This window comes from Bacillus sp. UNC41MFS5 (assembly GCF_000686805.1).
Genome location: NZ_KK366017.1, coordinates 1,015,771 through 1,037,812 on the forward strand (window position 1 = coordinate 1,015,771; position 22,042 = coordinate 1,037,812).

Consider the following 22,042-nt stretch of genomic DNA (forward strand, 5'->3'; position numbering starts at 1 on the left):
TTTTAATATCTCACTCAATTTATTTTTCCCTGACAATCAGGGCTGAAATCCAGCCTTCCATCCCGTTTGCGGTTTGAACTTTTAGCCACGTAATTCCTCTGGAATCTACTTGTTCTTCATTCAAAAAGTGCATTATTTCTCCATTTGTAATAGTGTATATATGAGGCGCGGTTAGTGTGGGTGCTTCACGAATATTTCCGCCTTCTTCATAAATCTTATTTAAAATTAAATCTTTTTGATTAGGGGAAGACACGGATGCTTGTATGTGCGCATGTTCTTGGTTTAACCATATCTCAACTTTCTTCCATTTTTCTGTATACCACTCATTTGGATTGTTGATGATTGCTGCAGTAAGTAAGATTCCTAAAGTTGTGGCAGAATAGAAGGTCCATCTTTTAATTCTTGTCTTATTCCTTTTCCGTTTCATGAAAAGCTGAATGATTTTGTTGAAAAATCTTTCGAACAAGGCAAACATTCCTTCAATGATATCAATCCAAACAGATATGCCAGCTTTTCCTGCTTCTCTCCGGCTTCTTTGAATCGTGCAAAGAAGTGCCATGATTGGGTAAGAAATGGGATAAAGCATTTTTTTTAACAAACGGCACAACAAGTTTAAGAAGGGAGGAACCATGTACAACAAAATCAACCTTGCGAGATGCAGCAGCACAAAGAGAGCCAAAAAAATACGCAACCATTCCGGAAGGACAGAAATAAGTGACCAGATCCAAAACCGCTGATTTAAAATGGATTCCACAATTGCTAATCTCCTTTATATAAATAGGATGAAAGTTCTCTCCTTGGACCAGAAATCTGTTTTTTTCTATTGATGTTTTCCTGATTGACTGGGAGATAGGGGAATAGTTTTTTTAGCTTGGCCAATCTTTGTTCTACCTCAAACTGGTCAATAGTGTGATTGTTGATCAAGTTTAAAAGTTGTTTGTTTACCTCATATTTGAAGACTTGATTTTGGCTAAACTCCGATTCCACTAACCGCTTTGCCATTTCATTCTTTTCTCCAAGCTTCCCTGCAGTGATAAAATCACCTGCTTGAAGGGCTTCTTTAATCGAGGCAGAAATCCGGCGAGCTTCCTCTAAGTCCAGAGCCTCTTGATAGGCGGATAGTTCTGCGTTTCGGTCTAAATCGGCGATCGCCTCATCATGACGCTGGTCCCGAATACCTTGCCGAATCAAAACACGAACATTTCGAACCACAATTCCAGCCTCTCTTAACACCTTGACCAATCGCGAGGTTTGAAAAAATTCTTCAATATGCCTGGCAAAACTCAGATCCTCTTCAATAGGAAAAAATCTTGCTTCCGACTCCACCCAGAAGGGCAGATTATTGTTAAAAAGGTGGCTAATTTCTCCTGCATTTTGTTGAACTAACCGTTCGGGGTGTTTAACGGCAATATCGATAAATATATTGACAGAAAACCTTCTTCCTCTTGTAGCCGAAGGGACTTCCTCTTTGTAGGAGATGGTTTGCTGCTGCATATTGACTGTATATACCCTTTTATATTTGCCAATCCGCAATTCACTACGTGACAAACGCTCTCCATTTTTAACTGTATAGTATTCGTTGTGATTATTAACATAAACAAAGGCATAAGTCATAGATGATGCCGGCGGTTTTTCCAAAAAGCTAAATTTCACGTCATTAACATCTTCAATAAATTGCATTAGGTTATTCCCTCCAGGTTAACTATTTTCATTGAGAGATCACTTCCGCTTGTCTACATTCTATGCAGACAAGCGGAAGAAAAGCCCCCAAATCTATGCAGAAATTGGGGATTGAGGGAGTTTAAGTAACATAATATAAAATCATAAATTCACAACCAATGTGGAAAAGTAATGAAATTTGTTGTTGGAATTTATACTAAGTGTTAATATATTTAGTATAAGATGGAATAAATTGAACTAAGGGTGAGCTGAGATAAAAAATGAACCTCTATATCAACAAATAAAAAATAAAATTAAAGAGCAAATTCTATCTGGTAAGCTGCGAGTAGGTGACCGTGTTCCCTCCGAAAAAGAGTTAACAGAGGAATTTCATGTAAGTCAGATTACTACTAAAAACGCACTTTCTGGTCTTGCGGAAGAAGGGATAGTAGAAAGAATTAAAGGGAAAGGAACGTTTGTTTGTGAAAGTAATCTAACGACTTCAATCAGACAACCGAATAAACCGACTGGATTAATTGGACTTATTCTTCCTAGTATGAAAACAAGGATTGAACAAGAGTTTGTCAATTTTATTGAAAAATATGTTTCAAAGAGTGGATATAACCTAATTATAAAAATAACAAGAGAGTCACAATTTGAAGAAGCAGATGCTATTGAGATGTTTAAAAAAATGAATGTTAAAGGAATGATTATTTTTCCTACTGAAAAAGATAATTATAATGAAGCGGTGCTAAGGCTTACACTGGATAAATTTCCATTTGTATTAATTGACAGGTATATGGAGAATATTTTAACTTATAGTGTTACCTCTGAAAATGAGCTTGGGACTTTAGAAGCCATCTCTTTCTTATTAAATAAAGGCCATAAAAATATTGGGCTTGTGTCTCCAATTATTACAAATACAGCAACTGACGAGAGAGCTAGAGGGTTTGAAAACGCTTTTTTGAAAAGGGGAACAACCATTAATAAGAATCTATGGCTGACATTAAGTTTCAATGAAATTTCTCAGAATAAAACTCCGAAGTTAATTAAAGAATTTCTAATGAGAAGACCCGAAATGACAGCTGTATTTACAATGAATGCTGAATTAGCTGTGTATTCTCATTTAGCAATAAGTTCTCTTAAGAATGAAACATGTCGAGATCTTGAATTATTAACCTTTGATTCACCAGGTATACCTGGCGTCTCGTTTATTAAGCAGGATATTGCTGAATGTAGTAAAAAAACAGTTGACCTACTATTAGAACAAATTGGAGGAATTTATAAACCGAAAAGAATTTATGTACCTGTCGATCTTAAAGTAAATGAAAATGAAGAATTGTTGGAAACTATAATAACCTAACTGGTTTCTCTATATGAAAATAAAGTCAATGTAGAAATTCCATTCAAAAGGTAGTAAACCCAAACGTCCCCCGTTGTCGTTTGGGTTTTTTATGTGATTATTTCTAAACTATAAAAGGTTAGAAATAATTTACTTTTTATCAAATAGTATAATTTATACTAAATTTGGTATATTAAAGTTAATTTACTTAATATAAGATATAAATGTAAGCACTTCCAAAGTCTAGATTATCAAAAATTATTAAGTTTCATATAAAAGGAGTTATATATAATGACAGTAAAAAACATTCCAAGAAAAGAATATCCACGTCCCCATTTTGAAAGGGAACATTGGCTGAATTTAAATGGGGAGTGGAAATTCAAATTTGATAGTGAAAACATAGGTGAAAAGGAAAAATGGTATAAAAAATCAAATTTTGATAAAAAAATTATTGTTCCTTTTACATATGAAACAGAAGCCAGCGGCATTGGAGAGGAAGTATTTTGTCCTAATGTATGGTATCAAAAAAGCATAATTATTCCAAGTGAATATGAAAATAAGGAGATTATACTTCATTTCCAAGCTGCTGATTATATAACAAAGCTTTGGGTGAACGGCACCTTTGTTGGTAAAAGAAAGGGTGGGCAAATAGCATTTTCTTTCAATATTACTGATTTTTTAGATGGGACAAATGAATTGAATATTGTTGTGAAAAACGAAGATAGTCAAAGTTGTTTTCAGCCAAGAGGAAAACAAAGATGGTTAGATCATAGTTATGAATGTTGGTATGTTCAAACAACGGGAATTTGGCAAACTGTTTGGCTTGAGTTTTTAAATGAAGCACATGTTCATGCAGTCAAAATTACTCCAGATATTGATACAGAATCAGTTGAGTTTGCATATGAAGTTTCAGGTAACATTGATCATTCCTTGGAGTTAAGAACATCCATATATTTTAAAGGTCAGCAAATAAAATCCTTCGTCCAAACTGTATATCGTCCATATCAAACAATTACTATTAATATTGTAAGTGATTTTCATCATTGGAGAGTGGTACATTGGAGTCCACAATCTCCTAATTTATATGATGTAGAATTTACATTAACTAAGAATGGTAAAGTAGTAGACCATGTAAAATCATATTTTGGGATGAGGAAAATTTCGATAGAAAATGGAAACGTATTGCTTAATAATATTCCACTTTATCAAAAACTAATATTAGATCAGGGTTATTGGGGAGAGTCACATTTAACACCACCTTCAGAAGAAGCGATTATTGAGGATATTGATCGTACATTAGAGATGGGCTTTAACGGAGTACGAAAACATATGAAAGTGGAAGATCAACGATTTCTATATTGGGCAGATAAAAAAGGACTACTTGTTTGGTCTGAAATGGCAGCGACATATGAGTTTTCAGATGAGGCTGTTCAAAATTTTACTGAGGAATGGATAGAGGTTGTTAAACAGCATTATAATCACCCATGCATCATTACATGGACGCCATTTAATGAATCTTGGGGCGTGAAAAATATTTATACAGACTTTAAGCAGCAAAAGTTTACAGAGGGGATCTATCATCTTACAAAAGCTATTGATAGTATGAGACCTGTTATTGTAAACGATGGATGGGAGCATACAATTTCCGATATTATTTCCTTGCACGATTATGTAGAATACGGTGATGAATTTATAAAGCGATATATGGATAAAGAAAAAGTAGTTCATAACGATTTAGCTTTTAATAATTTTAAGCATGCTATGGCACAAGGCTATAAATATAACGGTCAGCCAATTATTATTAGTGAATATGGTGGTATTGCAATCAATTCCGAAAAAGGCTGGGGCTATGGTGAACAAGTAAATAGTGAAGAGGACTTCTTGAATCGTTATGAATCTATTACTCAGGGAATTAAAGATACTTCATATATTAGTGGATTTTGCTATACACAACTTACTGATGTGCAGCAAGAGGTTAATGGGTTGCTAAAGGAAGATAGAGTACCAAAAGTAGACTTAAACAAAATTAGAGCAATTAACAGTAAATAAATTTTCATTAGCAAGGAGACAGTTTATGACAATTCGCCAAGAATACCCTCGCCCACAATTAATAAGACAAGACTGGCTTAATTTAAATGGGGAATGGGATTTTGAATTTGATGATCAGAATATAGGATTAGATGAAAAATGGTTTATAAATAATAGGGAATTCAAACAAAAAATAAATGTACCCTTTGCCTATCAGTCCAAGTTGAGTGGAATAAACGATTCTACATTCCATGACTGGGTTTGGTATCGTCGTAAATTTGAAATTCCTGATTCAATGGTTGGAAAGCAAATTATCATGCATTTTGGTGCAGTAGATTATCGAGCGATGGTCTTCATAAATGGAAATTTAGTAGGTACTCATGAAGGTGGGCACACACCATTCTTATTCGATATTACTAATTATTTAATAAATGGTACACAATCAGTTTTTGTAAGAGTTGAAGATCCCTCTGTTGAAGAGACGATTCCCCGTGGAAAGCAATATTGGATTGAGAAATCAAATGGAATTTGGTATACAAGGACGACAGGTATTTGGCAGACAGTTTGGTTGGAGGCAGTGAATAAGACTCATATAAGTAAGGTGAAATTCACTCCGGATATTGATAATGGTGATATTATTATTGATTTTGAATTAACAGGTGACTATATTAATAAAAATCTTGAAATTGATATCACGTTTAAGGGTGATAATGTAGCGAATGATTCAGTGAAAATTCATGAAGGGTACTTTAGGAGATCTATTAATCTATATAATAGGAAAATTTTTCGAACAGGTTTCCATCATGCTGGATGGAATTGGACACCAGAAAGTCCTAATTTATTTGACGTGAATATACGTGTAAGAGAGAAAGAGCAAGTACTAGATCAAATAACTACTTATTTCGGGATGAGAAAAATTCATACTGAAAATGGGATGGTCTATTTAAATAACAAGCCATATTATCAAAAACTAGTTCTTGATCAGGGATACTGGCCAGAAGGGTTATTAACTGCTCCAACAGAGCAAGATTTAAAGAGAGATATCGAACTATCAAAAGAAATGGGGTTTAATGGTTGTAGGAAACATCAAAAGGTAGAGGATCCACTATTTCTTTATTGGGCGGATCAATTAGGTTTTCTGGTTTGGGGTGAATGTGCTGCTTCTCCTTCTTATAGTGAGGACGCAGTGGCACGTCTAACAAATGAATGGATTGAAATCATTAATCGAGACTACAATCATCCATGTATTGTTACTTGGGTACCTTTGAATGAAAGCTGGGGAGTTCCACTCATATGTAATAATGAACAACAAAAGCACCACTCGGCAGCAATGTATCATTTAATCCATTCACTTGACACAACAAGGTTAGTCATTTCTAATGATGGATGGGAATTAACGAAAACTGATATATGTGCTATTCATAATTATAACCATGGTCAAAAGGATGAAATTGAAAAATACAATGAGTTTCGAAAATCTGTATTAAATAAGGAAAACCTACTTAACTCAAAACCGGCAGGACGAAGGATTTACACAAAAGGTTTTGATTACTGTGGTGAACCAATTCTTTTAACAGAGTTTGGTGGAATCGGTTATAAAGTTGGAAATGAAGGTGGATGGGGTTATACATCAGTTACGAATGAAGAAGATTATATAGCTGATTTTGAACGAGTCATGAATGCTATCTATGAATCCAATACATTACATGGATTTTGTTATACACAGTTAACAGATGTTGAACAGGAGATTAATGGAATACTAACATATGATAGAGCCCCAAAATGTAATTTAAAGAGGATTCGAGAAATTAATGATATGTGGCATGCCAATGTGGTAAATTAGCATTCTTATACAAATCTCCAGGTTAATCATTGGTTAGTATGATCTTTTTTGATTGAAAATTATAAAAATTCAATCAAAAAGATTTATATATAGTATTAATCAAACTGTGCCTACGTAGGAGGGGGTAAAAGTTACAATCTGTTAGGGTACTAGTTTTATAATAAAAAATCAGGGGGAAATCAAATGAGAAAAAAAGCAGTATTAATGTTCTCGGTACTTTTCGCGATGATGATGGTTTTGTCAGGATGTAGTTCGTCTAGTTCAAGTTCTTCAGCTTCAGCTAAAAATGAAATTATATATTGGAATCCTTTTACAGGACCTGATGGTGAAAACATGAAACAAATCGTTAATGAATATAACAAGACAAATCCAAAATTCAAGGTAAAGAATGTATCAATTGAAGCTGATGATATGTATAAAAAGATCCCAACAGTTGTTAATTCTGGAAAAGGTATCCCTGATCTTACAATTGTCCATGCTGAAAGAATTAAACAGTTTGTTGACAATGACCTATTAACAACCTATGGTGATAAATTGGCTGATTATCCTGAAATTAAAGCTGAAAACTATGTACCTGCAGGATGGAATATTGGTGATATTAATGGTAGTAGATATAGTGTTCCATTGGATGTACACAGTTTTGTAATGTATTACAATAAAGATTTACTAGAAAAATATGCACCAAATGCACTCGATGATAACGTTATAACCTTTGATGAAATAAAAGCAGCCGGAGAATTATCTAAAAAAGATAAAATTGCAGGTATTGGAATAACGTGGACAAGACCAATCTTTTTATCGATTTACAATCAACTTGGCGGAGATATAACCAGTGACGGTGAAAAACCGACAATTAATACTCCAGAAGCTAAGCAGGCATTAGAATTATTAAAAGGGTTAGTTGATGACAAAATTACTAACAAGGATGGGGAAGACCCTGGTCAGTTATTCAAATCTGGTAAGGCAATCTTTTATCCAGAAGGAATTTGGATGCAAAATAGTGTAAATGAAGCGAAAAAATTAAATTGGGGATTAACGAGTTTCCCTCAGATTTCACCGGATAAAATTGTAAACTGGACTTCCTCACATCAATTCGTTATGTTTAAGGACAAAAATCGATCTGAAGAGAAGACTAAGGGTATCATGGATTTCCTTGATTATGTAAGACAAAACTCACTTCCATGGGCACAGGCAGGACAAAACCCTGCAGCATTGGCTACGTTAGATAATCCTGAATATCAAGAATTACCACAATCGTTCCTAGTAAAAAATCCTGAAATGCAAAAAACTCTTAAAATCTTTGATTATAAGTATAATGGCTTTGTAGTCGAAGAAGTGGATAAGTTGGTTGGTGACGCAATATTTGGAAAATTGAATATTGATAAAGGACTAAAAGCCGCGCAAAAAGCAGTTGAGGATAAAATAGCATCAAATAATAAAAAATAAGATTGCTAGAAATTAGGTTATAGATATAGGTTGTTTGCGGAATTAGAGAGAAACCCTATTAATGCATATGGGTTTCTCTCTCTATTCGATAATAAAGAATAGGAGTCAAAATTTATGATAAATACTGGAGTGAACAAGGAATTAAATAGGTCTGCAATTATAGAAAAAAATTCGGGTAAAAACCGCTTTAATCTTTCTCCCTATCTTTATATCGGACCACATCTAATACTATTTGCAGTTTTTTTTCTTTTCCCCACTTTATATGGTATTTATATTTCATTTACCAACTGGGATCTAATCGGAGCTCCTGAATTTGTCGGATTCGCTAATTATAAAGAAATATTGCTAAATCAAGAGTCTACATTTTACGATCAACTTCGTACTGGGTTGGGAAATACATTTAAATTTGTGATTTTTACTGTTCCAGCATGTGTGATTGTCCCGCTACTTTTAGCTGCAGGTCTTAATACTAAACCAAAGGGATTGAAGTTTTTTCAAGCATTATTTTACATGCCAACTTTGTTCTCGGTTTCTGCAGTAATGATTATTTTTTCCATGCTTTTTAGTGTTTCTTTTGGACCAATTAATCATTATCTAAAGGTTGATACTAACTGGCTAGCTACGCAGCCATACTCTTGGATTACATTAGTTATTGTTACTGTTTGGTGGACAATCGGTGCTAATATGATTATTTATCAAGCGGCTCTGAACGGTATTTCAAAAGATTTATTTGAAGCCGCCTCTATAGATGGAGCAAGTAGTATTCAAAGATTTTTTAGAATTACTCTACCAAGTATAAGATCTCAAATTTTATACACAGTTGTAATTACAACAATTTCACAATTTAATGTATATGGGCAGCCACTCATGTTAACAAAAGGTGGACCAACGAGTTCGACTACAGTTTTGTTAATGTACATTCAAGAAAATGCATTTGGGTCTGGAATTTCTATTGCTGGGATTGGGGCAGCCATGGCTGTAATCCTCGGTTTATGTATCATGGTTGTTTCTGCTATTCAATTCTTCTTTTTAAGACAACGTGATTAGGAGGTGCTTACTTTGGAGAAAAAAAGAGTTTCGAAGTTCGGTTCTTTAATCTTTCTATTATTCATGGCTTTTATATGGATTATCCCGGTTTTATATACAACGATTACTTCCTTCAAAAGTGAAGCTGATATTCAATCAAGTGCTTTTACGGTTTTACCAATTAACTGGGTTATAGGTAATTACCAGGATGTACTTTTTGGTAACACAAGTGCGCCTGTTGCAAAATGGTTTATGAACTCACTTATTATATCTGTATCACAAACAGTATTAGTTTTAGTAATCGTTTCATTAGCAGGTTATGGTTATTCAAGAATGAAATTTAAGGGAAGAGAAGCTATCTTTGTCCTTTTAATGGCAACGATGATGTTTCCGGCAGTCGTAAATCTTATTCCGCTCTATAAAATTATTGATACACTAGGCTGGGTAAATAATTATCTAGCAGCAATAGTTCCAGGGGCAGCTGGAGTATTTAATATCTTTCTCGTAAGACAGTTTATGCAAGGGATTCCTAAGGACTTTGATGAATCTGCAAGAGTGGATGGTGCTTCAGACTTTCAAATTTTCACTAAGTTAATTTTACCCTTAATAAGACCAGTATTGACTGTTGTAGCATTGTTTACATTTACAGCATCATGGAATGACTTTTTATGGCCATCTATTGTGTTTAACGATGTTGAAAAAATGCCCATTACACCAGGATTACAATTGCTTCAAGGGATGTATGCGCTTGACGTTGCTCATGCTCTAACCGGAGCACTTGTAGCAATTGTTCCAACTTTTATTCTTTATCTTTTCACACAAAAATACTTTATGGAATCACTCTCGTTGTCATCCGGAGTTAAAGGATGATTGAAACGAAGCTGCTTGATAGGAGGTTTAACGGTGAATAGAAAACTAGAGAGAAAATTGGTCATGGTCGGTTCAATATGGCAAATAGTTTCAGGGCTCCTTACCATTTTTGTTTATGCTTCATATATTAAAAATGAAGGATTGAATTCTTCGTATAACACAATTGCAAGACTTGAGGCTGCACAATCCATTTTTGGTAGTTTGTATATGTTTTCAGTTAGTTTTGGAATGCTATTTGTTATAATGGGAATCTTAAACTTTGTTTTAGCTAAAACATTGAAGGATGATAAAGCAGAAGTTAAAAAACCTATATGGTTTATCCTATTAGGGTTTGGATCATATCTAGTGATGGATCTTTTAGGGGCTTTAATGTTTCTATCGGCAGGAATTTTAGCTCTAGCCAAAAATAAATCAATTTCAAAGATGGGAAACTATCAATTTCAAAAGCAGTAAAAGGTATATAGAAAATCAATAGTATATAGCCAAAGGAGAGTTAATGATCTTTCAATTCCTTTGGTTATAGGTTGATTTTTTTTTGTCTGTTTTTTCGATATTGAGAGTAGCACAAGGTAAAGCGTGACATTTTTGTGTAAAAAATTGGGAAATTTATACAATTAACGAATAGAATTTTAGTTTGAATTATTACTAGGAGAATAAATAAAGGAGGAGATTTTTCTGAAAAAGTTTCTAACGATATCCATTTTAGCCGGTTTAATATTATCCTTGCCATTATCGGCCTTTGCCTACAGTAATCCCTTTAAATTAACAAATTCTTGGAAATGGGATACAGGAGTGTTTTATGGAGAAGGAGATCCCTATATTTTAAAACACAACGGTACTTATTATCTTTATGTCAGTACGGTGGATGATAAGAGTGGTGTAAAAGCTTGGAAGTCAGAAGATTTGGTCAATTGGGAGTATGGTGGCCTAGTGACGGAGGAACCTACGACCAAGGCTGCCTATGCCCCTGAGGTTGTATATTGGAATGGTGATTTTTATATGTACACTTCACCTGGGGGAAATGGTCATTATGTGTACAAAAGCTCAAATCCATTAGGTCCCTTTGTGAAGCAAACTGGTAACCTAGGCATGGGAATTGATGGTCATGTGTTTATTGATGATGATGGAAAATGGTATTTCTACAGTACGGGAGATCGAAGAATTGATGCACGTCCAATGAAAGATCCCTATACCTTTGGTCAAGTTTCAAACACTGGTGCAGAAATGGATGGCTGGACAGAAGGACCAACGATTATTAAAAGAAATAGTAAATATTTTATGACCTATACAGGAAATCATGTATGGAACAAAGCGTATCGTGTTGACTATGCAAGCAGCGATAGTCCGATTACTGGTTTTTCTCGTGACCTTGCACAAAATCCCATATTGCTTAATACAGAAGGGGAGAATGTAGGATTAGGGCATAATTCAATCGTTCGAGGGCCAGATCTTGACTCTGATTATATGGTGTATCACAGTCATGCCAATCCAGGAAGATATATGAATCTAGATCGAATCGCTTGGAATGGAGATAAGATGCTAGTTCTTGGTCCAACTACTACAGAACAGCCTAACCCGGATTTACCCGATTTTAGTGAGAGGTTTACCAAAGCATCACTTGATGAGAATTGGAAAAATAGAAATGGGGGAAGTTGGACAATTACTTCAGAAATGCCTGGGTGGCTGCAACAAATGACAATAAATAATACTAATTCGTTTAAACAATTGACGAATGCTTCAACTGCTTCAGACTATACGGCAGAATTTAATATGAAAGCGATTGAACAAGGATCAAAAAATAATCCACAATTGGGTGCTGTTTTCTCTTACAAGGATGAAAACAACTACGGGTTAGCAGTATTAAGTCCTAAGAAAAATCAATTAGAAACCTTCTTTATTGTAAACGGGGTCGAACAAATCAGGGAAGCAACGGATTTACCAGCGGGCTATGATTATTCTAAACTCCACCAAATTCGAGTAGAAAAGTCTTCCGACACCTTTAAGATTTTTGTAGACGGAATGCAAAAACAAACTCGTGAAATTTCTGGGCTACATGGAGGGAAAATCGGATATACAACTTCTAATCTTCACGCTGCATTTGGCTATACTGCATTTAGCAATAAAGTGAACGGAAGCAATGTTTTTAATGCATATAAACCTTTACCAGGAAAGATAGAGGCGGTTCACTATAATGAAGGCGGAGAAGGAGTAGGCTTTCATAATAGTACGGCTGAGAATACAAAGGGAAAATATAGAAGGGATGCTGTCGATTTTAAAGAGAATTCTGAAGGTGGATATAACGTAAGTTTAAAGGAAAACGAATGGCTCAACTACAATGTAAATGTTGCTGAATCTACTACTTATAACCTAGACCTTAGAGTATCAGATTCGAGGGATGATGCACAAGTAAAATTAGTCTTAGATGACTCGACTGAATTGACAGGTGTATTAAATATTCCGAAAACAAAAGAGTGGAAAACATTTTCGATTGAGGGAATTGATTTACCAAAAGGGAAACATACGATAAAAATAGTCGTCGAGGATGGAACATTTGATTTATCCAATATGAATTTCCAAAAATATAAAGAAGTAAATCAAGTGTCTTCAGATTTTAATGATGGAAAGAGTGCTGGCTGGGAGGAGATAGAAGGATTTTGGACGGTTAAAACAAATAAACCAAGCACTTTTGATGCATACAAACCGATACCAGGTTCAATCAGTGCCGCCTATTATATAACTGGTGGTGAGGGAGTTGCTTATCATGAAACAACTGCTGAAAATATTGGCGGTGTATTAAGAGGAGATTCTGTAGATATTCGTGATAATCCAAAAGGTGGTACGGCAGTTGGATGGAATCAAACAGGAGAATGGTTTAAATACAATGTCTCTATTAAAGAAACAGGACTATATAATATTCAATTAAATACAGCAACAACATTTAATGCGGCAAAGGTACGTTTATGGCTTGATGATAAAACAGATTTAACGGGTGTGCTGGATGTGCATAGCACAGGTGATTGGAATAATTGGCAGCCAGTTATTAAAAAAGGAATTACATTGCCGGAGGGACAACATACGATTAAGGTTGAGATAGTAGAAGGTGAATTTGATTTTACTAGTCTAGATTTTACTTCTTTTGATATTCATAAACCAGTTCCTGGAATCATTGAAGCCGCAGAATACAATCTTGGTGGTGAGGGAGTGGGATACCATGATAACACGGTGGAGAATAGCGGACAAGAATACCGAGATGATTCTGTAGATATCCGCATTAATCCAGAAGGTGGTTACGCAGTTACCTCTAACCAAACAGGAGAATGGCTGTCATATGACGTTAACATTGAAGAAGAAGCCACATATGGTTTAGATCTTCTTACATCTGCAACGAAAGATGGAGGAAAAGTAAAGCTCCTTTTAGATGATAAAATCGATTTAACAGGGGAAATGACTATACCAAATACAGGAGATAGGAATCGTTGGCAAAACATTTCATTAAAGGACATTTTATTGCCAGCTGGAAAACACACTTTAAAGCTTGTAATCCTACAGGGAGAATTTGATATTTCTAGATTAGCACTTCACAGATTTGATGATCATAAGAAGCTTCCAGGAAAAATAATGACGGCTGATTATATTACTGGTGGAGAAGGTATTGGTTATCATGATAATTCTCCTGAAAACATAGGTGGTAAATATAGAAGAGATTCTGTAGATATCCGGGTTAATCCAGAGGGCGGTTATAATGTTGGCTGGAATCAAGCAGGAGAATGGTTAAAATACAATGTAGATATTGAAAAAGAGGACAATTATCAAGTAGATATACGAGTTGCTACTGATTTAGAGGGAGGTCAAATTAGGCTTTGGCTTGATGATACGGTTGATTTAACAGGTATCATAGATGTGCCAAAATCAGGGGGATGGGATAACTGGGAAAGTGTTATTAAAGAAAATGTCTCTTTACCAGCTGGAAAACATACTATTAAGGCAGAAATGGTAAAAGGAGAATTTGACTTTAGAAGTATTAATTTCACATTAGATAAAGGTGAAGATCTACCAGCAATTGAAGGAGAATATAGTACTGCACCAGGTACCTTTGCGAAATCGGTAATCGGAGATAGTGAATGGAAGGATTATACAGTTGAAGCGGATATCAATATTGGAGCTGGGACAGGTGACGGTGGTTTAATTTTTAGAGTGAATAATCCAGCCAATGGTATTGAACTTGGTCAAAATAATCCAAATTTCATGCAGGGTTATGTAGCTTATTTCAATAAGGATGGTGTTCATTTAGGGAAGTTTAATTATAATTGGACATATTTAAAAGGTGCAGAAATCAATGACTCCTTAAATACATGGCACCATATGAAAGTTGTTGCAAAAGGAACCAATATAAAGATATTTGTTGGAGACATGGATACTCCTAAAATAGATTATACTGACAACAGCAGCACAGCATTTACACATGGAAAAGTAGGTCTCAGGTCAAACCATAATTACACAAGGTTTGATAATTTTGCACTGAATCCTATAGAGACAAATCATTCATCAATTATGAACTATCTTGATAAGATGACAAAATCTGGTGATGTTCTTCAAAGTGAGTATAATAAGTTAATAAATAAGTTAGAGCAGTCAAAGCATCATTTAGATAAAGGCAGATTTGATCAATCCATAAAACATCTTGATGATTTTAGAGAGTTTCTTGAAAAAGAGAGTAAGATATCAGAAGATGTAAAGCAAGTACTTGAGGCAGACTCTTTAAGACTAATAAAAAAAATAGATGTTAAAAATAATGAATGATTTGGAGCTAAACCAGCACCTCTTCGACATGCTAAATAGAATAAATAAAAATAATAAAGCTGCTAACAAGTGAATAGGGTGAGTTTTTTATGAGGATTATGACCGTGTTTATAACATATTCATTATTTATTTGAAGAGACGGAAAAGTTCAGGGGTAGCGTATTAATTATCTTCCGAACAACCGATGGCATGAACATACAATGTTCATGCTTTTTTTATTAATATTAAAAGGCTGCAGACATAAAATAAACAAAAGATTGCAAACTTTCTTTCTCATGTTTTATTTTCAAAAGTTTACTAGTCATTTAAGGTTTATTAATGCTTACAGCCTTTTTACAGAATTAACCATGATAAGGGATTGTTAGGGGGGATTGTGATGAGTAGCAAGGAGAGCATTTTGAAAAAGGAAGGGCGGAAGTTTCCAGGGGCGACTTATTCAGAGGTAGTATTGGCACCTGCTTATGAGCACGCCAAACAAACATTACTAGAGCCGATGCTCGCTGTCCATAAAGCTCATCTGAACATGCTGGTAGAACAAGGGTTGTTGGAGGAGAGTGGAGCATCTCAAATCCTGGCAGGTATTTACGCACTTGATAAGGAGGCACTTCTTCAATCCACCTATGATGGACAGTATGAGGATCTCTTTTTCTTTGTAGAAAGCCAAATAATGAATGTTGCCGGCGAAGTTGGTGGAAGTTTGCACCTTGCTAGGAGCCGGAACGATATGGGTGTGGCCATGTACAGGATGGTACTTAGGGACAAGATTCTCCTCGCCACCCGGGCGCTGCTTTCTTTTCAAGAAACTCTTTTGAGGGTGATTGACACTTATAAGGAAACCATTGTCCTCGGGCATACTCATACGCAGCAGGCCCAGCCGATGACGTTCTCCCACTATCTACTGGGAATCTACGATGTCGTCGAACGTGACGTAAAAAGATTGAAGGCAGCCTATGATACATGCAATAGCAGTCCTCTCGGCGCGGCGGCCTTCACTACGACCGGATTTCCGATTAACCGAAACAAAGTCGCAGAGTTATTAGGTTTCCCGAAAATCATCAAGAGTGCCTATGATTCGATTGGCGGTGCCGATTATTTAGGGGAAATTGCCACAGCGATTCAATTAACCTTTATTAATCTCGGCCGGTTTTCACAAGACCTTCTCTTATGGTCCACACAGGAATTTTCAGCAATTCGTGTAGCAGACCCCTATGTGCAAACGAGCTCCATAATGCCGCAAAAAAGAAATCCTGTTTCACTCGAGCATATTCGTGCATTAAGCTCAAGCGGTATTGGAAATGCTCAAACCGTACTTCAAATGTTACATAATACACCATACGGTGATATAAACGATACCGAGGATGACCTGCAGCCCTATTTATGGAAGGGCCTGCATCTTATTGATCAAGTTTTTCGGTTAACAAACGTGGTGGTTGGAACACTTGAAGTAAATGAAGCACTGTTAAAAAGAAGGGCCCAAGAAAGTTTTGCGACGATAACCGAACTAGCCGATACCCTGTTTAGAGAAGCAAACATCCCATTCCGAACCTCTCATTCCATTGCCAGCCAAGTGGTGAAAATAGCCTTGGACAGAGGACTGAATGCCACGCATGTCACATCTGTACTCGTAGATGAAGCGGCAAAAGCAGTTGTCGGATCTCCGTTGAATTTACCGGAGGAAATCATTCGTACAGCAATGGACCCAGAACACTTTGTTAAAATTCGGTCGCTTCCTGGCGGCCCAGCACCGGAGGAAATGAAGCGTGCCATTGTGGAAAGAGAAGCTAGTTTACACCACCATATTTTGTTCCTCCATACGGAGGTTAATCGAATTAAAGTTTGTATGGAAAAACTTGATCAACTGACAAGCCAGTGGGACAAAACGGATGAAGACGATATCAATCCTGCACATTGATGAATGGGCAGCTTATTTCCAGAATACAAAATGTGATGATGAGAACCCTCCTGTTCTTAATTGGGCGAATGATTTAGTAAAAAATAGAAAAAGTTTTTAAATAATACTTGACTGGTAGGAATAGTCGGGTATAAGATATTACTAAATATTTGGTCAATAATTTATATGCCGACTGGTTCACTAGAGGCTCTCAATTCAAGGTGAGATTATCTTGAATTGAGGGCCTCTTATTTTTTTCAATTAAAGGAGAAAGGGAATAACGAACTGCCACCAAAACATGGCGGAAATAAATATAAAATTGGAGGGAAGCGGATTGTCAAATTCTGTTAATGAACTTAAGAAAGATACTCAAAAAAACCGAACTCAACAATCAATTAAAATAGAATCAACTCCGAGATGGGTACGAGTAAAGTTTAATGGATTAGAAATTGCAAATAGTAAAGGAGTATTGGTCCTTCATGAACGGGGGCACCTACCAGTCTACTATTTTCCTGAAAAAGATGTAAATAAAGAAGTATTGGTTCCTACAGAAAAAAGCAGCCATTGCCCATTAAAAGGAGATGCCAGCTATTGGACGATTAAAGTGGGGGATCGAACAGCAGAAAATGCTGTTTGGAGTTATCAAAATCCTATTCCTGAAAGTAAAGAGGTTAAAGGCTATTTTTCTTTCTACTGGAATCAGGTAGATGCTTGGTTTGAAGAAGAAGAGGAAATATTTGTTCATCCACGAGATCCATATAAACGAGTAGATGCCTTGTTAAGTTCAAGACATATCAAGATAGTCCTAGAGGGAAAAACAATAGCTGAGAGCAAGAGACCCGTTATTGTATTTGAAACCGGAGTCCCAGTTCGATATTATCTTCCAAAAGAAGACGTTGTTCAAGACTTCCTTGAAGCATCCAATTTAAAAACAAGATGTCCCTATAAGGGAATCGCATCGTATTGGTCCGTCAAAATTGAAGGAAAGAGACTTGAAAATATTGTTTGGAGTTACCTTAACCCGATACCAGAAATTCCAAAAATCGCGGGACTACTCTCATTTTATAATGAAAGAGTAGAAATATTTGTGGATGGTGAATTGCAGAAAAAACCCCAATGGCATTATTCTGCGCTAGATTTTTTTAATGCAAGTGAGATTTAATTAGTCTTACCTAAATAGAACTTTGTTAAAATACGTTATTATCAATCAATTAAATCAACATGGATCGACCATGCAAATGGAGGTCACATTCTCACACATGAGGATGTGGCCTTTTATATTTTTTGAGAGGAATGAAGGAAGTGAGCCAATCAGCTGTAGAGTTTAAAAAAGTTAATAAAGATTATGGTTCTGGATCTGTTCTTTCTAATTTGAGCCTTTCCATTCCCCAGGGGAAAATCATAACCATTATCGGTCCCTCAGGCTGTGGCAAAACCACACTACTTAAAATGGTGAATCGGCTTATAGAGCCTGATGAGGGAAGTATTATCATCGATGGTAGTGATATCAATGGATTAGACCCCGTGCAATTAAGAAGAAATATCGGGTATGTGATCCAACAGATAGGATTATTTCCACATATGACAATAGAAGAAAACATTTCTATCGTGTCCCGGTTGAAGGGAGAAAAGAAAAAGGCATTAACAAGTCGTGTAGAAGAGTTATTGGAGTTAATTGGATTAGAGCCAAAAGCTTTCCGAAATCGCTATCCACATGAGTTGAGCGGTGGACAGCAGCAGAGGATCGGAGTTGCCCGGGCGCTTTTTTCGGATCCGTCTATTATTTTAATGGATGAACCATTTAGTGCCCTGGACCCGATTAGCCGGGTCCAGCTTCAAAATGAATTGAAAAAGTTAAATAAGCAGCTAAAGAAAACGATAATCTTTGTCACACATGATATTGAGGAAGCGTTAAAAATAGCGGACCAAATAATTCTATTACATCAGGGTCAGGTCGTTCAGTATGCAACGCCAACAGAGATTCTGAATCATCCTGCAAATGAGTTTGTCCGACAATTTATCGGTGTAGAAAGATACAAATCAATCGACTCATTGGGAATAGGAAACCGTAGACGGGTTAGCAATTGAATAAGGAGCAGGTGATGTTATGAATTATTTTTGGGAGACATTAAGAGCGGATTGGCCATTAATTCTACAAAAGACAAGTGAACACATGTATCTTTCACTGATTTCAGTCCTTATTGCCTGTGTCATTGCCATTCCTCTTGGTATATTTTTAACCAGTCAGAAGAAGTTGGCAAACGGGATTATTACGATTATTTCCGTTATTCAAACTATACCAAGCTTAGCCCTATTTGGTTTTTTAATACCTTTCTTTGGGATTGGGACTACACCTGCCATTATAGCTTTAACGTTATATTCATTACTTCCCATTCTTCAGAACACCTACGTGGGAATTTTGGATGTCAATAAGGCATTGATTGAAGCAGGAACCGGAATGGGAATGACGAAGGGGCAAATTCTGAGGATGATTCAGCTGCCTATAGCAAGAGGAGTTATCTTGGCTGGGATTCGGCTTGTTGTGGTCCAAACTATTAGTCTAGCAACCATAGCTACCTATATTGCTGCAGGAGGACTAGGGGATATCATCACACGTGGTATTTCAATGGTTAATACCGCTACGATTTTAGAAGGGGCCATACCCGTATCGATTCTGGTTATCGTCGTCAATCTAGTATTACTGGGTGCTAATTATTTCTTAACGCCGAAAGGGTTAAGGGGTCAGACAAAAATATAATAATCATTTTCTAGGGGGAAAAGTTTTGAAAACATTTTTTAAGTTTAATAACAGGAAAAAAGCAAAAATCACCTTGTTCGCTGCCATGATTACTACATTGTTGTTTGTCATAACGGGATGTGGTGCACAAGATGAAAAGGCTTCAGGATCAAGTAAAACTGACACCATCGTGATTGCAACAAAAGGCTTTGCCGAATCAGATATTCTAGCAAACTTGGAAAAACTTCTCATTGAGAATGATACAGATTTGAAAACAGAAGTGAAAACGTTGGATAACAAACTTCTATGGGATGCAATTAAGGCAGGAAAGGCGGATACATATGTGGAGTATACAGGGACTGCCTTACTTAATTTATTAAAAGAAGATCCTATATTTGATGCCGATCAAGTTTATGAAAAGGTGTCAAAGGGACTAGATGCGAAATATCAATTAAAAATTTTGGAGCCGATTGGTTTTAATAATACGTATGGCTTAGCCGTAAAGAAAGAAGAAGCGGATAAATTAGGTATTAAAACAATCTCAGATTTGGCAAAAGTATCGGATCAGCTTGTTTTTGGAGCCAGCCAGGAGTATATGAACAGACCTGATTCATGGCCTATTATTGAAAAAACCTATGGCCTTAAATACAAAGAAATAAAAACGATTCAGGAACAGTCTTTGCAATATCAAGCCGTTAAACAAAATTTAATTGACTCCATGATTGTTTATTCAACAGACAGCAAAATATCTGACACTGGCCTGAAGGTGTTAAAGGATGACAGAAATGTCTTTTTACCCTATTATGCGGCTCCTTTAATTAGAGAAAGTGTACTCAAAGAACACCCAGAACTCGAGAAAACTCTTAATAAATTGGCGGGTAAAATTACCGACGAAGAAATGCAAAAATTAAACGGTGAAGTAGAGTTAAATCAACGGCCGCCGCTTGATGTAGCAAAGGAATGGTTAAAAGAACAGGGGTTAATCAAATAAAATTTCAATCGGTGTCTTCTGTCCTGGTTGACCTAAAAGCCATATGAAATAAGGAGGAGTTTATGGAACGAGAAAATCGTCAAATGATTCTTGGTGCTATGATGTTTTTTCCAGCTGGAGAGCAAATTTCCAGCTGGAGACATCCAAAAGCTGAGGCGGATGGATTTTTAAATTTTGACTATTACAAGCGGATTGTTCAAACAGCAGAAAAGGGTAAATTTGATCTCTTTTTCTATGCGGATGAGTTGTATGTTTGGGATGACTTTGAATCCAGTGTGAAATATGCAAATAGTATTCGGCCAGAACCGTTTACGCTTCTTTCAGCCCTTTCTGTTGTTACAAATCATATTGGATTAGGTGCAACGATTTCCACTACCTACAATGAGCCGTATCATATAGCCAGAAAACTGGCGACACTTGACCACTTAAGCGGCGGTAGAACCGCATGGAATATCGTGACTTCAAGAACGGATGAAGAAGCTCAAAACTTTGGGAAAGAGAAGCACCTTTTGCACGAAAAACGTTATGAACGGGCGAAAGAGTTTATCGATGTAACGGAAGGATTATGGGATAGCTGGGAAGATGATGCTCTCCTTTTTGATAAAGAGAGCGGCCTTTTTGCTGATATCAATAAGCTTCATTATTTACAGCACAAGGGGCCTGAATTTTCCGTACGCGGTCCCTTGAATGTGGCACGACCGCCACAAGGTTATCCAGTTCTAATTCAAGCAGGTGCATCTGAAGCGGGAAAAGAATTAGCGGCTGCAACGGCCGAAGTTGTATTTGCACCTAAAGGAACATTACAAGAAGGTATGCATCTCTATCAAGATATTAAGGGAAGAATGGCGAAGTATGGCCGATCAGAGCAGCACTTGAAAATCCTGCCTGGAATTATGCCGGTAATTGGAAGAACAAAGGAAGAGGCTGAAGAAAAATTAGCAGCTATTGATAATTTAATACCATGGCAGTTAGGCCTCGATTTACTTTCTCATGAGATTGGTGAGGATCTTTCTGTATATCCACTTGATGAGCCATTACCTTTTCTTCCTGATATTGAGAGTGCTAACAAAAGTAAAAGCAAACTCTTGGCTGTTCGAACATTGATGGAAAAAGAAAATGTAACGCTTCGTCAGTTGTGCAAAAGGTTTAATTCACGAGGAATTGCTGGAACTCCAGAACAAATTGCGGATCAACTAGAAGAAAGGTTTATAAACAAAGCAGCAGATGGATTTAATATTGCATTTCCCTATTTGCCAGGTGCACTTGATGAGTTTGTTGAATTGGTAGTTCCAGAACTGCAGCGAAGGGGACTTTATAAAACCGAATATAGCGGAAAAACACTTCGTGAAAATCTTGGATTAAAACGTCCTAGAAATCGATTTACCACAACCAATGTTAATTGAGAGAAA

At 36.3% G+C, this 22,042-nt stretch carries 16 protein-coding genes; 14 read left to right on the plus strand and 2 right to left on the minus strand.

The features are described from left to right. Positions 1-19: 19 nt before the first annotated feature. Together BR30_RS0121280 and BR30_RS0121285 are read right to left on the minus strand one after the other, a co-directional pair. Positions 20-754, minus strand: a complete 735-nt coding sequence (locus BR30_RS0121280; protein WP_026566756.1) for an SH3 domain-containing protein — start codon at positions 752-754, stop codon at positions 20-22. A gap of 5 nt (positions 755-759) precedes the next feature. Continuing rightward, entirely contained in the window at positions 760-1,680 is a 921-nt protein-coding gene (locus tag BR30_RS0121285; protein ID WP_026566757.1) for a hypothetical protein, read from the minus strand. 280 nt (positions 1,681-1,960) lie between these two features. On the opposite strand from BR30_RS0121285, the gene BR30_RS0121290 reads away from it, so the two are divergent. From BR30_RS0121290 to BR30_RS0121355, 14 genes are all read left to right on the plus strand, one after another. After that, complete coding sequence (locus BR30_RS0121290) at positions 1,961-3,022, plus strand: GntR family transcriptional regulator (RefSeq protein ID WP_269320641.1); 1,062 nt, start codon at positions 1,961-1,963, stop codon at positions 3,020-3,022. Between the two features lie 270 nt (positions 3,023-3,292). Next, positions 3,293-5,050: a glycoside hydrolase family 2 protein gene (locus BR30_RS0121295; protein ID WP_026566759.1), complete on the plus strand. Its 1,758-nt coding sequence runs from the start codon at positions 3,293-3,295 to the stop codon at positions 5,048-5,050. A 25-nt stretch (positions 5,051-5,075) separates the two neighbouring features. After that, positions 5,076-6,872, plus strand: a complete 1,797-nt coding sequence (locus BR30_RS0121300; protein ID WP_026566760.1) for a glycoside hydrolase family 2 protein — start codon at positions 5,076-5,078, stop codon at positions 6,870-6,872. Between the two features lie 183 nt (positions 6,873-7,055). Next, on the plus strand, positions 7,056-8,318 hold the full coding sequence (locus BR30_RS0121305) for an extracellular solute-binding protein (protein ID WP_026566761.1): 1,263 nt from the start codon (positions 7,056-7,058) through the stop codon (positions 8,316-8,318). A gap of 114 nt (positions 8,319-8,432) precedes the next feature. Next, the gene (locus tag BR30_RS0121310) at positions 8,433-9,365 is read left to right on the plus strand and encodes a carbohydrate ABC transporter permease (RefSeq protein ID WP_197032378.1); all 933 of its coding nucleotides are present in this window, start codon (positions 8,433-8,435) and stop codon (positions 9,363-9,365) included. A 3-nt stretch (positions 9,366-9,368) separates the two neighbouring features. Then, complete coding sequence (locus BR30_RS0121315; protein WP_331280804.1) at positions 9,369-10,214, plus strand: carbohydrate ABC transporter permease; 846 nt, start codon at positions 9,369-9,371, stop codon at positions 10,212-10,214. 33 nt (positions 10,215-10,247) lie between these two features. After that, the gene (locus BR30_RS0121320; RefSeq protein WP_026566764.1) at positions 10,248-10,667 is read left to right on the plus strand and encodes a hypothetical protein; all 420 of its coding nucleotides are present in this window, start codon (positions 10,248-10,250) and stop codon (positions 10,665-10,667) included. A gap of 339 nt (positions 10,668-11,006) precedes the next feature. Then, complete coding sequence (locus BR30_RS34190; RefSeq protein WP_231507760.1) at positions 11,007-15,014, plus strand: carbohydrate-binding protein; 4,008 nt, start codon at positions 11,007-11,009, stop codon at positions 15,012-15,014. A 376-nt stretch (positions 15,015-15,390) separates the two neighbouring features. Continuing rightward, a complete protein-coding gene (argH, locus tag BR30_RS0121330) occupies positions 15,391-16,926 on the plus strand; it encodes an argininosuccinate lyase (RefSeq protein WP_026566765.1) in 1,536 nt (511 codons plus the stop codon). A 313-nt stretch (positions 16,927-17,239) separates the two neighbouring features. Continuing rightward, positions 17,240-18,067: a DUF427 domain-containing protein gene (locus BR30_RS34195; protein ID WP_197032379.1), complete on the plus strand. Its 828-nt coding sequence runs from the start codon at positions 17,240-17,242 to the stop codon at positions 18,065-18,067. A 131-nt stretch (positions 18,068-18,198) separates the two neighbouring features. Further along, on the plus strand, positions 18,199-18,993 hold the full coding sequence (locus BR30_RS34200; protein ID WP_051633712.1) for an ABC transporter ATP-binding protein: 795 nt from the start codon (positions 18,199-18,201) through the stop codon (positions 18,991-18,993). Between the two features lie 19 nt (positions 18,994-19,012). Next, a complete protein-coding gene (locus tag BR30_RS0121345; RefSeq protein WP_026566766.1) occupies positions 19,013-19,663 on the plus strand; it encodes an ABC transporter permease in 651 nt (216 codons plus the stop codon). A gap of 25 nt (positions 19,664-19,688) precedes the next feature. Then, on the plus strand, positions 19,689-20,633 hold the full coding sequence (locus BR30_RS0121350; protein ID WP_051633713.1) for an ABC transporter substrate-binding protein: 945 nt from the start codon (positions 19,689-19,691) through the stop codon (positions 20,631-20,633). A 62-nt stretch (positions 20,634-20,695) separates the two neighbouring features. Then, complete coding sequence (locus BR30_RS0121355) at positions 20,696-22,036, plus strand: LLM class flavin-dependent oxidoreductase (protein ID WP_026566768.1); 1,341 nt, start codon at positions 20,696-20,698, stop codon at positions 22,034-22,036. Positions 22,037-22,042: the final 6 nt, after the last annotated feature.